Raw genomic sequence first — 16,207 nt, 5'->3', positions numbered from 1 at the left:
CTGGAAGCGGTGGAGAACGCCTCCTCCGAACCGATCGCGATTGTCGGGATGAGCTGCCGCGGCCCTGGCGGCCTGACGGGTCCCGAGAGCTACTGGTCGCTCTTGGAGCGCGGTGGCGATGGCGTGGGTCCGCTGCCGGGGCGCTGGAGCCGGGAGCTGCTGCGGCGCCTTGAAGCGGTGACGGGCGGGCTGACGCAGGAAGGCGGCTTTATCGACGGGGTTGCTGAATTTGACGCGGGCTTCTTCGGCATCTCGCCCCGGGAAGCGATGGAGATGGATCCGCAGCAGCGCCTGATCCTGGAAGTGGTGTGGGAGGCGCTGGAGCGCGCGGGCCTGCAGCCGGAGAGACTGAGCGAGAGCCGGACCGGGGTGTATCTCGGTGCGATGGCCGGCGACTACGGCACGCGCTCGCTCGAGGCGACGACGGTGTGGACGGCGACGGGCACGACGTCGAGCGTGCTGGCGGGCCGCGTCTCCTATGTGCTGGGCCTCGAGGGTCCGGCGATGACGGTGGATACCGCGTGCTCGTCGTCGCTGTCATCGCTGCACCTGGCCTGCACGGCGCTGCGGCAGGGCGAGTGCGATCTCGCGCTGGCGGGCGGCGTGACCGTGATGTCGACGCCCACGACGCTGGTGGCGCTAGGTCCTGATAACGGCATGGCCCCGGATGGGCGCTGCAAGAGCTTCTCGGATAGCGCCAATGGCGCGGGCTGGAGCGAAGGTTGCGGCGTGCTGGTGCTCAAGCGGCAGTCGGATGCGGAGCGGGATGGCGACGAGATTCTTGCGTTGATCCGGGGCTCGGCAGTGAACCAGGACGGACGGAGCCAGGGTCTGACGGCGCCGAACGGTCCGAGCCAGCAGCGCGTGATCCGCGCGGCGCTGTCGGCGAGCGGGGTGAGCCCCGACGAGATCGACGTCGTCGAAGCGCATGGCACCGGGACCAATCTCGGTGATCCCATCGAGGCCGGCGCCTTGGCCGCCGTGTTCGGGCCGACGCGGCGCGCGGATCGTCCGCTGTGGCTGGGCTCGTCGAAGTCGAACCTCGGGCACACCCAGGCCGCGGCCGGCGTGCTCGGCGTGATGAAGATAGTGCTCGCGCTCCGGCACGAGGTTTTGCCGAAGACGCTGCATGCGGAGCATCCGAGCCGCCAGATCGAATGGGAGGGCAGCGGGCTGTCGCTGCTGCAGCAGGCCCGGTCCTGGCCGCGCGAGGCCGCCCATGTGCGCCGTGCCGGCGTGTCCTCGTTCGGCATCAGCGGAACCAATGCGCATGTGGTGATCGAGGAGGCGCCGGCGCGCTCCAATTCTGTCAGCGTGGCTGATACATCTTCGCCCGTGATCCCGTTGCTGGTGTCCGGCCGTGACGATGCGGCGCTTCGTGCGCAGGCGGGCCGTTATGGCGAATGGCTGTCGCAGCATCCGCAGGCAGACTGGTCCTCTGTCGTTGCCACCGCAGCATTGCATCGGACCCAGTTTGCCGCGCGGGCCGCGGTCTCGGTGCGCGATGCGTCAGAGGCCGCAGACGCGCTGCGTGCGCTGGCTGAGGGCCGTCCGCATGCGGCGGTGTCGGTTGGCGAGGCCAGGGGCGAGCAAGGCAAGCTGGCATTCCTGTTCACGGGCCAGGGCGCGCAGCAGATCGGCATGGGCCGGGCGCTGCTGGAGACGTGTGCCACGTTCCGCGCCACGTTCGAGGAGGTGTGCGGCCATTTTGACGCGCTGCTGGATCTGCCGCTGCGTAGCGTGATGTTTGCGCAAGCAGGCTCGGCAGCGGCGTCGAAGCTGGACGAGACCGCCTACGCGCAGCCTGCCTTGTTCGCCGTGGAGGTCGCGCTGTTCCGCCAGCTGGAGCAGTGGGGCATCACCCCCGACATTCTGCTCGGTCACTCCATCGGCGAGCTCTCGGCCGCGCATGTTGCAGGCGTGTGGTCGCTCAGGGATGCCTGCCGCGTGGTCGCGGCGCGCGGGGCGCTGATGCAGGCACTCCCCGCCGGCGGCGCCATGGTGGCGCTCGAGGCCGGCGAGGCCGAAGTGCTGCCGCTGCTTAACGATGGCGTCGAGATTGCCGGGCTGAACGGGCCGCGCGCGACGGTGATCTCCGGTGATGAAGCAGCCGTGCTGGCACTGGCGGAGCAGTTCAGGAGCAAGGGCCGCCGGACCAGCCGTCTGCAGGTCAGCCACGCGTTCCACTCGCAGCGGATGGAGCCGATGCTGGAGGCGTTCGGCCAGGTGCTGTCGTCGGTCTCATTCGGCACGCCGCGTCTGCCGATCGTGAGCAACGTGACGGGACGTCTGGCGACCAGGGACGAGCTTTGCAGCGCGGCGTACTGGGTGCGCCAGGTGCGAAGCCCGGTACGCTTCCTCGACGGCGTGCATGTGCTGGACACAGAAGGCGTGCGGACGAGCCTCGAGCTTGGTCCGGACGGGATCTTGACCGGACTTGCGGCGGGCTGTCTCTCGGAAGGCTCGGTGATGCAGGTGGTGGCGTCGCAGCGTCGCGGACGCGATGGCGGCGAGGCGCTGCTGGCGGCTCTCGGTGCGCTGCATGTGCACGGCGTTCACATCGACTGGACGAAGGCGCTTGGCGACAGCGCGAAGGCGCCGGTTGCATCCCTTCCGACCTATGCATTCCAGCGTCAGCGTTACTGGCTGGAGGCGGAGAAGCCGAGCCCGGCTGAATCGAAAAATGGTGTTGATGCCCGCTTTTGGGCAGCAGTGCAGAGCGGCAGCATGGAGCGTGTCGAGCAGCTCCTGCGGCTTCCGGAAGGCGGACAACGCGAGCATCTGTCGGCGCTGTTGCCGGCCCTGAGCAATTGGTACGAGCAGACTGAAGCGGACGCGACGGTCGACAGCTGGTGCTATGAGGATCAATGGCAGAGGATAAGCACCTCGGCATCGTCTGAGATCACCGACGGCGTCTGCTGGCTGGTGAGTGGCCAGTGGCCCGACGCGGTTCACCTGGAGCGGTTGCAAGAAGTCCTTCGCGCGCAGGGGACAGTCGTCGAGTGTCTCACAGTGAACGAGGCCGCGGCTCGACTGCGAGCAGAGGCGGGCAGCGCAGACGCTCTCTTGCCGCGCGCGGTCGTGTACCTGGCGGGAGAGCTGCCGTCAGGGAACTCTGTGGCGGAAGAAAAACCCTGGCTGCGAGCGACCAGCGAAGCCGTGATGCTCGCACAGAGCATCGGTCAGCGAAAAGACGCCTCGGCAACGTGCCTGTGGCTGTGCACGCCTCACGCTCTGCGGATCAAAGACGAGGATGTGCCGGCAGCACCCTACCTGCAAGCATTGTGGGGGCTTGGCAGAACGCTGAGTTTGGAGCTCCCGAACGCCTTTGGCGGGCTGGCAGACTTGGGACCTGCCGATGACGCCGCACTGCGGCGGATGGCGGCCACGTTCCTGTTGGCCAAGACGACGGGCGAAGAGTTTGCCCTAAGGGGCCAGGACTTCTGGACGCGAAAGCTGCACCATGTGCCGTCGCGGACCGGCGCGAAGACGGCTGCGAAAAAATGGAATCCGCTGGGGACGATACTCATCACCGGCGGTACGGGAGCGCTGGGATCGTTCCTGTCCCATTGGCTGGCGGAGCGAGGCGCGCAGCATCTCATCCTGACGTCGCGACGTGGCGAACATGCGCCCGGAGCGGCGGACCTGGTGGCGGCACTCGCGGGCAAGGGATGTCGCGCGGAGGTGAGGGCGTGTGACGTCGGCGACAACGCCGCCGTCGACGCTCTCATACGTGAGCTGACATCCAGCAAAGCGGGCAGGCCTGCGCTGCGTCACATTTTCCACCTGGCCGGCGACGTGGTGGATGTCCCGCTCAACGAATTGACCCTTGAGGCGATTGAAGCAGAACAGGGCGGCAAACTCGGCGGCGCCTGGGCGCTGCATGATTCGGCGCAACGGTGGGGCAGCGAACTCGCATCGTTTGTGCTGTACGGATCGGCCGCTGGCTTGCTTGGCAATTATGGCCAGTCCGCCTATAGCGCCGCGAATGCCGGGCTGACGGGTCTGGTCCACCTGCGACGTTCCAAGGGACTGCCGGCGACGATCATTCACTGGGGTGCGTGGGCGGATGTAGGAATGGCTGTGGCTCCGAACGCCGAGGCTCAGCTTCGCCGTCGCGGCGGCTCCTTCATGAAGCCAGAGCTCTGTCTATTGGGACTGGAGCGCGCACTTGATGACGGTCGAGCGGAGCTCGCGGTCTTTGATATCGACTGGGCCCGTACGAGCGAACTGGCGGGCCGCTCCAGTCCCCTTCTGAGCGAACTTCCGGAGGTGCAGGCCGCGCGGGCAGCATCCGGCGGGGACAACGCGAATGGTCATGCGCACAACCTGAGGACTGAGCTGCAAAAGCTGACCGCTCGTGAGCGCCGTAGCCGCGTGCTGTCGCTGGTGCGGGATCTCGTTGCCGTGGTGCTGGGGATCAACGAGCCGCAAACTTTGGCATCTGAGGTCGGCTTCGCGGAGTTGGGCCTGGACTCCTTGATGGCGGTGGAGGTCCGAAACAGGCTTGCAAAGCAAACCGGTCTGTCGGTGCCGGCGACACTTGCGTTCGACCATCCCAACCTGAAGGCGGTGAGCGAATGGGTTTTGGAGGCATTGGAGCTGGCGGACAGCTCAAGAAAACTTGAGACCGCGACGATCGTGCGTCATGGCGAAGCGTCAGGAGCGCTTGCGATCATCGGCGTGGGGCTGCGTTTCCCAGGTGGCGCTGAAGATCTGGAGAGTTTTTGGCAGGTGCTGTCGACGGGCGCGGATACGTTGGGACCGATTCCCGCGGAGCGCTTCGACCGCGCAACCTATTACGATCCGGATCCCGAACATCGAGGGACATCCTACGTCAAGGAAGCATCGTTACTGAACGATGTGGCAGGATTTGACGCGGGCTTCTTCGGCATCTCGCCGCGGGAGGCAGCGCAGATCGACCCGCAGCATCGGCTGCTGCTTGAGGTCACGTGGTCGGCACTCGAGGATGCCGGGATCGTGCCGAAGTCCCTCGTGGAATCGACGACAGGGTTGTTCATCGGCATAGGCCCGAATGAATATCAGACCCGAGGTTTCAACCTTGAGGAGGCAGACGCCTACGCCGCGACGGGCGGAGGGGCGGCATTCTCTGCCGGGCGGCTTGCATACCATTTGGGCGTGCAAGGTCCGGTCATGGCCGTGGATACGGCATGTTCGTCGTCGTTGGTCGCGCTGCATCTCGCTTCGGAGCATTTGCGATCGGGACGGTGCGACCTGGCGATCGTGGGCGGCGTGCAGGTGGCGTCGAGTCCGGAAGCGTTTGTGGTGTTGTCGCAGACGCGCGCGCTGGCGTCTGATGGTCGAAGCAAGACGTTTTCCGATGCTGCTGACGGATACGGACGTGGCGAGGGTGCCGCTGTCGTGGCGTTGATGCGGCTGGAGGATGCGCAGGCACAAGGCAAGCAGATCATAGGCGTGGTGCGCGGAACGGCGGTCAACCACGACGGCGCAAGTTCGGGCCTTACCGTGCCAAACGGAACGGCGCAACAGAAAACGCTGCGCGCCGCATTGGCCGATGCGCGTTTGGATGCGGCCGACATCGATGTCGTCGAATGTCACGGAACGGGAACGTCGCTCGGCGATCCGATCGAAGTCCAGGCGTTGCACGCGGTGTATGGCAACGCGCGACCCGAGGATCTCGGGCGATTGAAGCTCGGGGCTGTGAAAACCAACGTTGGACATCTGGAAGCAGCAGCGGGCCTGGTCGGTGTGATCAAGATGCTCGCCAGCTTCGAGGCCGAAGCGTTGCCGCCGACGCTGCATTGTCGGCCGCTCAATCCGCATCTGGAATGGGAACGTTTGAATGTCGAGGTCGTGGATCAATTGACAGCGTGGCCCCGTGATGTGGCCCGGCCGCGGCGCGCAGGCGTCAGCGCGTTTGGACTGAGCGGGACGAATGCGCATGTCGTGATCGAGGAGGCGCCGGCACGTGTGGAGGCGAGTGCGGCGGTCGGAGATAGTGCATCATCTCCGATGATCCCGCTGCTGGTGTCGGGCCGAGACGAGGCCGCACTTCGTGCACAGGCCGGCCGCTACGGAGAATGGCTGTCGCAGCATCCGGACGTCGACTTCGGTTCCGTGGTGGCGACGGCGGCATTGCACCGGACGCAGTTCGGCTCGCGTGCCGCAGTGTCGGTGCGTGATGCGGCGGAGGCGGCAGACGCGCTGCGATTGCTAGCCGAGGGTCGCCCGCATGCGGCGGTGTCGATCGGCGAAGCGCGAGGCGAGCAGGCCGGGAAGCTGGCGTTCCTGTTCACGGGCCAGGGCGCGCAGCAGATCGGCATGGGCCGGGCGCTGCTGGAGAATTGCGCGACGTTCCGCGCCACGTTCGAGGAGGTGTGCGGGTATTTTGACGCGCTGCTGGATCTGCCGCTGCGTAGCGTGATGTTTGCGGAAGCAGGCTCGGAGGCGGCGTCGAAGCTGGACGAGACCGCCTATGCGCAGCCGGCTCTGTTTGCAATTGAGGTGGCGCTGTTCCGCCAGCTGGAGCAGTGGGGCATCACACCCGACATCCTGCTGGGCCACTCCATCGGCGAGCTCTCGGCCGCGCATGTTGCCGGCGTGTGGTCGCTGCAGGATGCCTGCCGCGTGGTGTCCGCGCGCGGCCGCCTGATGCAGGCACTGCCTAAAGGCGGCGCCATGGTGGCGCTCGAGGCAGGCGAAGCCGAAGTGCTGCCGCTTCTTGCCGACGGTGTCGAGATTGCCGGGCTGAACGGGCCGCGCGCGACGGTGATCTCCGGCGATGAAGCCGCGGTGCTGGCGCTGGCGGAACAGTTCAAGAGCAAGGGCCGCCGGACCAGCCGCCTGCAGGTCAGCCACGCGTTCCACTCGCAGCGGATGGAGCCGATGCTGGAGGCGTTCGGCCAGGTGCTGTCGTCGGTCTCGTTCGGCACGCCGCGCCTGCCGATCGTGAGCAATGTGACGGGGCGCCTGGCGACAAGGGACGAGCTGTGCAGCGCGGACTACTGGGTGCGGCAGGTACGCAAGGCCGTGCGCTTCCTCGACGGCGTGCATGTGCTGGAGGCCGAAGGCGTACGGGCAAGCCTTGAGCTTGGTCCGGACGGGATCTTGACGGGACTTGCGGCGGGTTGCCTGTCGGAAGGCTCAGCTATGCAGGTGGTGGCGTCGCAGCGTCGCGGACGCGATGGCAGCGAGGCGCTGCTGGCGGCTCTCGGTGCGCTGCATGTGCACGGCGTTTACATCGACTGGACGAAGGCGCTTGGCGACAGCGCGAAGGCGCCGGTTGCATCCCTTCCGACCTATGCATTCCAGCGACAGCGTTACTGGCTGGAGGCGGCGAGGCCGGGCGGGAACGTTGCGACGATGGGTCTGTCGGATGCCTCGCATCCGCTCTTGGGGGCTGCGACGCCGCTGGCGGAGAGCGATGGGTTCCTGCTGACGGGGCGGCTGTCGCTGTCGGAGGCGGGCTGGCTCGGCGACCACAAGGTGTTCGGAACGGTGCTGCTGCCGGGGACGGGACTCTTGGAGCTCGGCTTTGCCGCGGCACGTGCGGTGGGTGCAACGTCTGTGTCGCAGTTGACGCTGCTGTCGCCGCTGGTGCTGCCGGCGGAAGGCGGGGTCCGGCTGCAGGTTCAGGTGGACGGGCTCGAGGCGGGTAGCGGTGGCCGCGGCCTCAGCATCTACAGCCGTGCGGAAGATGCGGCTGAGGGTGCGTCGTGGACGCTGCATGCGCAGGGCGTGCTGGGCGAGGCGGCAGAAGCAGAAGACAATATTGATGCAAGCGGCCTCGAGGTGTGGCCGCCTGTCGGGGGCGAGCCGATCGACTTGACGGGTCATTATGCGCGGCTGGCGGGACGCGGCTACGGCTACGGGCCGATGTTCCAGGGGCTGATCGAGGCCTGGCGCGTTGGTGATGCCGTGGTTGGACGCGCAGTGCTTGCGGAGGCGTTGTGGCCGTCGGCGGACGAGTATGGGTTGCATCCGGCGCTGCTGGACAGCGCGCTGCATGTGCTGACCCTTGCGCAGGTCGAAGGCCTTGGCGACGGATCGGTGCTGCTGCCGTTCGAGTGGTCAGACGTGTCCCTGGTCGCGACCGGTGCGCAGGAATTGCGTATTCGTGCGTCGGTGGAACGCAGCGGCGAGGGCGAAGCCCTGGCGGCGCTGCAAGTGACCGATGGCAATGGGTGCGCGGTGCTGCGCCTTGGCGGGCTGCGGCTGAGAGAAGCAAGCGATGCGCAGATCCGTGAGGCTTCGCGCAGCGAAACGCAACATCTGTATCGCCTGGAGTGGCGTCCGATCTCCTTGAACGAGGGCGGAGCCTTGCCGCTGATCGTCGGCGGCGACGGCGCGCTGGCGAAGCATTTCGGTCTTGATCATGTCGACAGCATTGCCGCTGTTATCGCGCGCCTCGACGAAGGCGGAGCGATTCCCGCTGGAATCGTGTTCGACCATCTCACGGAGGCGGACGGGTGCGTGCTTGCGGCGACGCATGCGACGGCCGCACGCGGCCTTGCCGAGCTGCAGGGAATCCTTGGCGAAGCGCGCTTGAACGAGACGTCGGTCGCGTGGCTGACGAAGGGCGCAGTGGCCACAGGTCCCGACGAAGGCGCAGGCGGGCTGTCGGGCGCGCCGTTGTGGGGACTGGTGCGGAGCGCGCGGGCGGAACATCCCGATCGGCGGCTGCAGCTTGTGGACGTGGATGTGCCGCTGGCGGATACAACATTGCTGTCGAAGCTCAGGTCGACGACATCAGAACCTGACCTAGCGTTGCGGCGTGGCGCGGTGCTGGCGCCAAGGCTGGTGCGCGCCGGAGCCGGCACGAGCGAGCCGCAGGGTCTTGCGGCCGGCGGGACAGTGCTGATCACGGGCGGTGTGGGCGAGCTCGGCAGTGAGGTCGCGCGGCACCTGGTTTCCAACCACGGTGTGCGTCATCTGCTGCTGACGTCGCGCCGCGGCATGGCCACGCCTGGAGCGAGTGAGCTGGTGGCGGAGCTCAAAGCGCTGGGTGCGCAGACGGTTGAGGTTGCAAGTTGCGACGTCTCTGATCGCGCCGCACTTGGCGCGGTGTTGAGCGCCATTGCGCCGGAGCGTCCGCTGACGGGCGTGTTCCACCTGGCAGCAACGCTGGACGATGGGATCGTGCCGGCCCTCAATGTCGAGCGGCTGGAGCGTGTGCTGCGGCCAAAACTCGATGGTGCCTGGCATTTGCATGAGCTGACGGCGGATCTGGATCTCGCGGCATTCGTGCTGTTCTCGTCGGTGGCCGCGCTCGGCAGTCCGGGGCAGGCGAACTATGCGGCAGCAAACGCGTTCCTTGATGCGCTTGCGGCGGAGCGGCGGCATCGTGGTCTTGCCGGACAGAGCCTGTTGTGGGGCCTGTGGGAGCAGCGCGGCGTCGGCATGACGGCGCATCTGGGCCCGGCCGAGCTGATGCGGATGCGCAGGCAAGGCGTGCATGCGCTGCCGCTGGAGCTTGGGCTCTCGTTGCTGGATGCGGCGCAGGCGTTGCCTGATGCGGCAGTGATACCGATCCATCTCGATATCGGCGTGGTGCAGCGACAGTTCGCCGACGACGTGCCGGCGCTGTATCGCGCTCTCCTGCGCGGCAGCTTGAGGCGTGCCTCGACGTTGAGCGGCGACACCAACGCCTTGCGGGTTCGGCTGGTTGCGCTTGCGAGCGATGCGGAGCGGCTGCAGGCGCTGGTGGAGCTGGCGCAGGAAGAGATTGCGGCGGTGCTGGCGTTGCCCGGGGCCGCCTCGGTGCCCGCGGATCAACCGCTAAAGGATCTCGGGCTGGACTCGCTGATGGCGGCTGAGATTCGCACCCGCCTGTCGAAGCGGGTCGGGACCAAGCTGCCGACCACGCTGGCCTTCGATTATCCGACGGCGCGCGCGATGTCGCGCCTCCTGCTCGAGAAGCTCGAGCTCGGTCGCGCTTCTGTCCGTCTGGAGCAGCGGCGGGCGATCGGCGCATCGGCGGCGGCATCGGAGCCGATCGCGATTGTGGGGATGAGCTGCCGCACACCCGGAGGTCCAGTGAGTCCCGAGAGCTACTGGTCGCTGCTGGAGCGCGGTGGCGATGGTGTGGGACCGCTGCCGGGTCGTTGGAGCCGGGATCTGTTGCGCCGCCTGGAAGTGGTGACGGGATGGCTGACGCAGGAAGGCGGTTTCGTCGACGCAGTGGAGGATTTTGACGCGGGCTTCTTCGGCATCTCGCCGCGCGAGGCGGTGGAGATAGATCCGCAGCAGCGCCTGATCCTGGAAGCGGCGTGGGAGGCGCTGGAGCGCGCGGGCCTGCAGCCGGAGGGGCTCAGAGAGAGCCGGACCGGCGTGTATTTGGGCTCGATGGGCAGCGACTATGGCATGCATCGCTCGCTCGAGGAGACGACGATGTGGACGACGACAGGAAAGCTGTCGAGCGTGCTGGCGGGCCGCGTCTCCTATGTGCTGGGCCTCGAAGGTCCGGCGATGACGATTGATACGGCCTGCTCGTCGTCTCTGTCAGCGCTGCATCTGGCGTGCACGGCGCTGCGGCAGGGCGAGTGCGACCTGGCGCTGGCGGGCGGTGTGCACGTGATGTGTACGCCAATCGCTCTGGTCAGCATGGGCGCGGGTGCTGTCGCGCCCGACGGCCGGAGCAAGAGTTTCTCGGACGGCGCCGATGGCGCCGGTTGGAGCGAAGGCTGCGGCGTGCTGGTGTTGAAGCGGCAGTCGGATGCGGAACGGGATGGCGACGAGATTCTTGCGTTGATCCGCGGCTCTGCAGTGAACCAGGACGGACGCAGCCAGGGTCTGACGGCGCCGAACGGTCCGAGCCAGCAGCGCGTGATCCGTGCGGCGCTGTCGGCGAGCGGGGTGAGCCCCGACGAGATCGACGTTGTGGAGGCGCACGGCACCGGGACCAGTCTCGGTGATCCCATCGAGGCCGGCGCCCTGGCCGCGGTGTTCGGGCCGACGCGGCGCGAAGATCGCCCGCTGTGGCTGGGCTCGTCGAAGTCGAACCTCGGGCACACCCAGGCGGCGGCCGGCGTCCTCGGCGTGATGAAGATGGTGCTTGCGCTCCGGCACGAAGTCTTGCCGAAGACGCTGCATGCGGAGCATCCGAGCCGCCGGATCGAATGGGAGGGCAGCGGGCTGTCGCTGCTGCAGCAGGCACGGGCCTGGCCGCGTGAGGCCGCGCATGTGCGCCGTGCCGGCGTGTCCTCGTTCGGCATCAGCGGGACCAATGCGCATGTCGTGATCGAGGAGGCGCCGGTGCGCGCCGGTTCTGTCAGCGTGGCTGATACATCTTCGCCCGTGATCCCGCTGCTGGTGTCGGGCCGTGACGAGGCGGCGCTGCGTGCGCAGGCGGGCCGGTACGGCGAATGGCTGTCGCAGCATCAAGACGTCGACTTCAGGTCAGTGGTTGCGACGGCGGCGTTGCACCGGACGCAGTTCGCCGCGCGCGCGGCGGTGTCGGTGCGCGATGCGGCGGAAGCCGCAGAGGCGCTGGGTGCGCTGGCCGCGGGTCGCCCGCATGCGGCGGTGTCGGTCGGAGAAGCCCGCGACCGTGGTCGAGTGGTGTTCGTGTTTCCCGGACAGGGCAGTCAGTGGCCATCGATGGGCCGGGCCCTGCTGGCGGAATCGGCGGTGTTTGCGCAAGCAATTGCGGCCTGCGAGACGGCGTTGTCCAAATACACGGACTGGTCGCTGACATCCGTGCTTCGCGGCGATGAGGATCTCGACCCCTCCCTGCTGGAGCGGGTGGACGTGATCCAGCCGTCGCTGTTTGCGATGAATGTCGGCCTTGCCGCCGTGTGGCGCAGTCTCGGACTGCAGCCCTCGGCGGTGGTCGGTCACAGCCAGGGCGAGATCGCAGCCGCGGTGGTTGCCGGCATCCTCTCGCTCGAGGACGGCGCCCGGGTCGTGGCGCTGCGCAGCCAGCTGTTGCGCAGCCTGAGCGGACGCGGGGCCATGGCGGTGACGGAGCTGGCGGCTTCCGTTGTGGAAGAGCGATTGCAGGTCCCGGAATGGTCCGGCTTGTCGGTGGCGGTGGTGAACACGCCGGGCTCGACGGTGGTCTCGGGGCCGACTGAAGTGGTCGAGCGCTGGGTCGGCCATCTCGGCAAGGAAGGGGTGTTCTGCCGGCAGGTCAATGTGGACTACGCCTCGCACAGCGCGGAGATGGACCCGATCCTGCCGGAGCTGGAAGGCCTGCTGTCGGACCTCGCGCCACAGCCGGGTCAGGTGGCAATGATCTCGACGGTGACGGGAACGCGCTGCGAGGGAGCATCGCTGATTGGGGCCTATTGGTGCCGGAACCTGCGGCAGACGGTGCGGCTCGACCTTGCGCTGACCGAGCTGATCGGGAGCGGGCACGGCGTGTTCGTGGAAGCGAGCGCGCATCCGGTGCTGGCGATGCCGCTGTCTGCGGCGAGCGGCGAGCATGGCGTGGTGGTGGGATCGCTGCGCCGCGACGGCGGCGGGATGTCGGAGCTTTTGCGCAATCTCGGCGCGCTGCATGTGCACGGTGTTGGCGTCGACTGGGCGAAGGCGGTTGGTGAGAGCGGCGACAGCGCGAAGCATCCGGTTGCCTCGCTTCCGACCTATGCATTCCAGCGGCAGCGTTACTGGCTGGAGGCTGAGAAGCCGGGCGGGAACGTTGCGACGATGGGGCTGTCGGATGCCTCGCATCCGCTGCTGGGTGCGGCGACGCCGCTGGCGGAGAGCGATGGGTTCCTGCTGACGGGGCGGCTGTCGCTGTCGGAGGCGGGCTGGCTCGGCGACCACAAGGTGTTCGGAACGGTGCTGCTGCCCGGGACGGGACTCTTGGAGCTCGGCTTTGCGGCGGCACGTGCGGTCGGTGCCACTTCTGTGTCGCAGCTGACGCTGCTGTCGCCGCTGGTGCTGCCGGCGGAGGGCGGGGTCCGGCTGCAGGTTCAGGTGGATGGTGCCGAGGCGGGCGCCGGAGGTGGCCGCGGCCTGAACATCTACAGCCGCGCGGAAGATGCGGCCGAGGGTGCGTCATGGACGCTGCATGCGCAGGGCGTGCTGGGAGAGGCTGCGGAGGACGCGGCGCAGGATGCGGAGATCGGCCTCGAGGTGTGGCCACCGGTCGGCGGCGAGCCGATCGATTTGACGGGTCATTATGCCCGGCTGGCTGCGCGAGGCTACGGCTACGGGCCGCTGTTCCAGGGGCTGGTCGAGGCCTGGCGGGTTGGCGATGCCGTGGTTGGCCGCGCTGTGCTTGCGGAAGCGCTGGGGCCGTCGGCCGAGAGTTACGGCCTGCACCCGGCGCTCTTGGACAGCGCGCTGCATGTGCTGACCCTTGCGCAGGTTGAGGGCCTCGAACACGGGTCGATGTTACTGCCGTTCGAATGGTCGGAGATATCGCTAGCCGCTCAAGGTGCACGCGAGCTACGGGTCCGTGCGTCCGTGGAACGCAGCGGCGAGGGCGAGGCGCTGGCACGTTTAGAGCTTGCGGATGGACATGGGCGTGTGGTCGCGCATGTCGGGGGCCTCAGGCTGAAGCAGGCGAGCGAGGCGCAGATCCGCGATGCCGCGCGCAGCGAGGCGCAGCATCTGTATCGCCTGGACTGGCGTGCGGTGGCTGCAAATGATGCCGGACATGATGCGGCACCTCTGATTGTAGGCGGTGACGGCAAGCTGGCGGCGCAGTTGGGACTTGATCACCTTGCAAACGTGCCGGCGTTGGTGGCGCGCCTCGACGAAGGCGGCGAGATACCTGCTCAGATCGTGTTCGACCATCTGCCGGATGTGGGCGAGAACGTGCTTGCCGCAACGCATGCGACAGCCGAGCGTGGCCTTGCCGAGCTGCAGGCGATCCTCGGCGACGCGCGGCTGAACGAGACGGATGTGACGTGGCTGACGCGGGGCGCGGTGGCGACGGGTCCTGACGAAGGCGCCAGCGGACTGACGCGGGCGCCGCTGTGGGGCCTGGTGCGAAGCGCGCGGGCGGAGCATCCGGATCGCCGGCTGCAGCTCATCGACGTCGACACAGTCCTTACGGATGTTTCGTTGCTGTCGAAGCTGACGTCGACGACGACTGAGCCGGAGCTGGCGCTGCGCCATGGTGCGGTGCTGGCGCCGCGACTGATGCGCGCCGGAGCCGGTGCGGGCGAGCCGCGTCATCTCGATGTTAGCGGCACGGTGCTGATCACGGGTGGCGCAGGCGAGCTCGGCAGTGAAGTCGCGCGTCACCTGGTTGCCAAGCACGGTGTGCGTCATCTGCTGCTGACGTCGCGCCGCGGCATGGCGACGCCCGGCGCTACGGAGCTCGTGGCCGGGCTGCAGGAGCTGGGCGCGCAGACGGTCGAGATTGTGAGTTGCGACGTTTCGAACCGCAACGCGGTTGGCGAGGTCTTGAACGGCATTGCACCAGAACGTCCGTTGACGGGTGTGTTCCACCTTGCGGCGACGCTGGATGACGGGATCGTGCCGGGGCTGACCGTCGAGCGTCTCGAGCGTGTGCTGCGACCAAAACTCGATGGCGCCTGGCACCTGCATGAGCTGACGGCAGATCTGGATCTCGCGGCGTTCGTGCTGTTCTCGTCGGCGGGGGGACTTGGCAGTCCGGGGCAGGCGAACTACGCGGCAGCGAACGTGTTCCTGGATGCGCTTGCGGCGGAGCGGCGGCATCGTGGTCTTGCCGCGCAGAGTCTGCTGTGGGGCCTGTGGGAACAGCGCGGCGTCGGCATGACGGCGCATCTGGGCCGTGCCGAGCTGATGCGGATGCGGCGGCAAGGTGTGCAGGCGCTGTCGTTGGAGCTTGGGCTCGAATTGCTCGATGCGGCGCAGGCGCTGCCCGAGGCGATGGTGATTCCGATCCATCTGGATCTCGGCGCGATGCAGCGCCAGTTCGGTGAGGACGTTCCGCCACTGTACCGTGGCCTGATACGCACTGGCTTGCGACGCGCGTCTGCGGGAAGCGGCGACACCAACAGTCTGCGGTCGCGGCTGGCCTCGCTTGCGAGCGATGCGGATCGGCTGCAGGCGCTGGTGATGCTGGCGCAGGCGGAGATTGCGGCAGTGCTGGCGCTGCCCGGGGCCTCGTCGGTACCTGCGGATCAATCGCTCAAGGATCTCGGTCTGGACTCGCTGATGGCGGTTGCACTCCGCAACCGGCTGTCGGGGCAAATTGGAGCCAAGCTGCCGACCACGCTGGCCTTCGATTATCCGACGGCGCAGGCGATCGCGCAGCTGCTACAGGAAAAGATTGCGTCCAGCGAGCGCGCATCGCAGCGGCAAGGTGCGGGAGGCAAAGGTAAGACCCGGTCGAAACTCGAAGGGCTGACGTCACTCGCGGCATTGCTCGACAGCGCAGATCCAGAATTCCTGCGCCAGCTCGACCTGGAACGGCGGCTTTCGGGCCTGGCGGAGATGACCGCCCTGCTCGACAAGGGAAACTCCTCTTGCATCGTTCCGATACGCCCGGGATTTGGAGATCGGGTCCTGATTTACATCCCGGGTCTCGGCCACGGCTCCACCCGCGAGAACACGCCCCAGGCGATCAAGGACTTGGGCGGAGACTATCCTATCGCGGGTCTCAATCCATACCCACTCGCAGAGCAAGGGCTTCTGAATGGAACTGTCGAAGACCTGGCTTTGAACTATGCGCCACACGTGGAGTCCTGGATCGGTGACCGCTCCGTGTTCTTTGTCGGAGGCTCTTTCGGCGGGGTTGTCGCCATCGCACTGGCTGCTGAATTGGAACGTCGTGGTCATCACGTGACGGGAATTGCCTTGCTTGATTCGCAGGCGCCGCCTGACCTTACCTCCGTGCCGACATCGATGATGCAGGTCGTCGACGGAATCGGGTGGGCACATTTGATGAGAACGTATGGCCTTGCCGAGGATGATTCCGAAAGGCTGGCCGAACTCACCGGCGCTCCATCAACCGAGGCCCTGCGCGAAATGATCTCCGACAACGTCAAGGGTCAGATCGGCTACGCCTTGCCGGAGGTGGTCGCACCGATCTACATGCTCCACGCCAGGGACCACGATCCCGGACTTCGGAGCCTCGAAGACCATTTGGTCCCGGATCTGGGCTGGAGTCGGTTTGGACTGGAGATGACGTCCATCATCATGGTGGGAGGCACTCACAGCTCCATGTACGCCCACCCGGACATGCCTGGGCACATCGACGCGCTGTTCGAGAAAGGGATCATGACCGCGGGAGGAGAGAAGTTGCGGATCTTGTCACCCCCCGTAACCCCTTGATCCCGCA

1 protein-coding gene is annotated in these 16,207 nt (G+C 67.1%); it reads left to right on the top strand.

All coding sequences use genetic code 11. The annotated features are described in order from the left end of the window. Positions 1 to 48 precede the first annotated feature (48 nt). Positions 49 to 16,200, top strand: a complete 16,152-nt coding sequence (locus ACLFLU_RS41210; RefSeq protein ID WP_426410337.1) for an SDR family NAD(P)-dependent oxidoreductase — start codon at positions 49 to 51, stop codon at positions 16,198 to 16,200. Positions 16,201 to 16,207 lie beyond the last annotated feature (7 nt).

The organism is Bradyrhizobium ganzhouense, assembly GCF_049949285.1.
GTDB classification, from domain to species: domain Bacteria; phylum Pseudomonadota; class Alphaproteobacteria; order Rhizobiales; family Xanthobacteraceae; genus Bradyrhizobium; species Bradyrhizobium ganzhouense.
The sequence above is the reverse complement of the archived record's forward strand: the minus strand, read 5'-3'. Positions and strand labels throughout refer to the sequence as shown.